The organism is Phenylobacterium sp., assembly GCF_036821595.1.
Taxonomy (GTDB): domain Bacteria; phylum Pseudomonadota; class Alphaproteobacteria; order Caulobacterales; family Caulobacteraceae; genus Phenylobacterium.
The window spans coordinates 1-1,829 of the sequence record NZ_DAISJG010000175.1 but is presented as its reverse complement, the minus strand read 5'-3'; the positions used below and the strand labels follow the sequence as shown (position 1 = coordinate 1,829).

Here is a 1,829-nt window from a genome sequence, read left to right as displayed (position 1 = left end):
GGCGGCAGGGCGCGGTCGCGGGTGAAGGTGTCGCCGGTCTCGCAGACCGGGCCCACCACGTCGTAGACCACCGGCTCACCCTCGCGCGGCTTCACCGGCCGGATGTCGTGGTAGGCGTCGTACATGGCCGGCCGCAGCAGGTCGTTCATGGCCGCGTCGAGGACCAGGAAGTTACGCCCCTCGGGCCGGCGGTTCACGTGCAGCACGCGCGCCACCAGGACACCGGCGTTGGCCGCGATCATCCGGCCGGGCTCGAAGGCGAACTGGATGTCGAGGCCGTCCATGGCGCGCGCAATCATCTGCGCATAGGCCTCGGGGGAGGGCGGCTCCGGCTGGTTGAAGTAGGGCACGCCCAGGCCGCCGCCGAGGTCCAGCCGCTCAACCGACAGCCCCTCGGCGCGCAGGCGCTCGACGAGGCCGCGCATCTTGCGGAACGCCGCGTCCATGGGGGCGAGGTCGCTGATCTGGCTGCCGATGTGGCAGGCCACGCCCACCGGCCGGACGCCGGCCATGTTGGAGGCGTTGGCGTAGAGCCGCTCGGCCTCGGCGAAGGAGACGCCGAACTTGTTCTCCGCCTTGCCGGTGGAGATCTTGGCGTGGCCGCCGGCCTCCACGTCCGGGTTCACCCGGATGGCCACCTCGGCCCGCTTGCCCAGGCGCTGGGCGACGGCGTTCACCAGGTGCAGCTCGGGTTCCGACTCGACATTGATCTCGGCGACGCCGGCCTCGAGCGCGAAGGCCACCTCGCCCTCGGTCTTGCCCACGCCGGAAAAGACGATCCGCTCCGCCGGGATGCCGGCGGCCAGCGCCCGGCGGATCTCACCCTCGGAGACCACGTCGGCGCCGGCTCCCAGCCGCCCCAGGGTGCGCAGGACCGCGACGTTGGAGTTGGCCTTCACCGCGAAGGCGATGAGCGGATCGCGCAGGCCGGCCGCCACCAGGGCGTCGCGCAGCACCGTGTAATGCCGCTCCAGGGTGGCGGAGGAATAGACGTAGACCGGCGTGCCCACCTCGGCGGCGATGCGGGCCAGCGGCGCATCTTCGCAATGGAGCTCGCCCCCGCGGAGCTCGAAATGGTTCATCGGCGCGGGTTGGCGTACGGATCGGGCAGGGCGCCCTGCGGCGCGGACTGGGTCGGGTTGGGGCTCTGGCCCTGGATCGGGATGCTGCGCGGAGGCGCCGGGTCGGTGGCGCGGTCCCGCGGGTCGACGGTGTCCACCGGCCGGGTCGGGTCCTGCGCCTGGCGTTGCGCCTCGTCGGCGCCGCGGGTGGTGGCGGTGTCGGCGCCGAACAGCGGGCCGGGCCGCTCCAGCGCCCCCATCTTGCCGCAGCCCGAGACCAGGGCGGCCGTGCCGAGGAGCGCGATCAGCGCCGGAATGCGGAGGGTCGTCATGCGAGGCTTTCCTTCCAACGCTGGATCTGGGTCCGCACCTGGTCGGGCGCGGTTCCGCCATAGCTCTTGCGGCTGGCCGCGGAGGCTTGCGGCGTCAGCACCTCATAAACGCCCGCGGTGATCCGGCGGTCCAGCGCCTGCAGCTCGGAAAGCGGCAGGCCGGGCAGGTCGCAGCCAAGTTCTTCGGCCCGCTTCACGGCCGCGCCCGTCACATGGTGGGCGTCGCGGAACGGCAGGTTCAGCTCGCGCACCAGCCAGTCTGCGAGATCCGTCGCGGTGGAGAACCCGGCCCCGGCCGCCGCGGCCATGCGCTCCACGTTCGGCTCCAGGTCGGCGACCATCCCGGCCATGGCCCGCAGGGAGAGCTCCAGCGCGCCGAACGCCTCGAAGGTGGGGACCTTGTCCTCCTGCATGTCCTTCGAATAGGTCAGCGGCA

General features: G+C 72.4%; 2 protein-coding genes and 1 pseudogene. All 3 read right to left on the bottom strand.

What is annotated here, in order from left to right; translation table 11 throughout:
- Positions 1-1,082 (bottom strand): diaminopimelate decarboxylase (lysA, locus tag V7Z97_RS20360; RefSeq protein ID WP_334165444.1); only part of this gene is annotated, 1,082 nt, incomplete at its 3' end.
- Positions 1,079-1,393 (bottom strand): hypothetical protein, encoded by a 315-nt coding sequence (locus V7Z97_RS20355; RefSeq protein WP_334165442.1) that lies wholly within the window; start codon positions 1,391-1,393, stop codon positions 1,079-1,081. The genes V7Z97_RS20355 and lysA, both read right to left, overlap by 4 nt.
- Positions 1,390-1,829, bottom strand: a pseudogene (locus tag V7Z97_RS20350) (argininosuccinate lyase); the annotation flags it as partial. The gene V7Z97_RS20355 and the pseudogene V7Z97_RS20350, both read right to left, overlap by 4 nt.

Excerpts from the sequence above, each read along its gene's own strand:
- V7Z97_RS20355 (WP_334165442.1), bottom strand. The coding sequence starts at position 1,393 with ATGACGACCCTCCGCATTCCGGCGCTGATCGCGCTCCTCGGCACGGCC.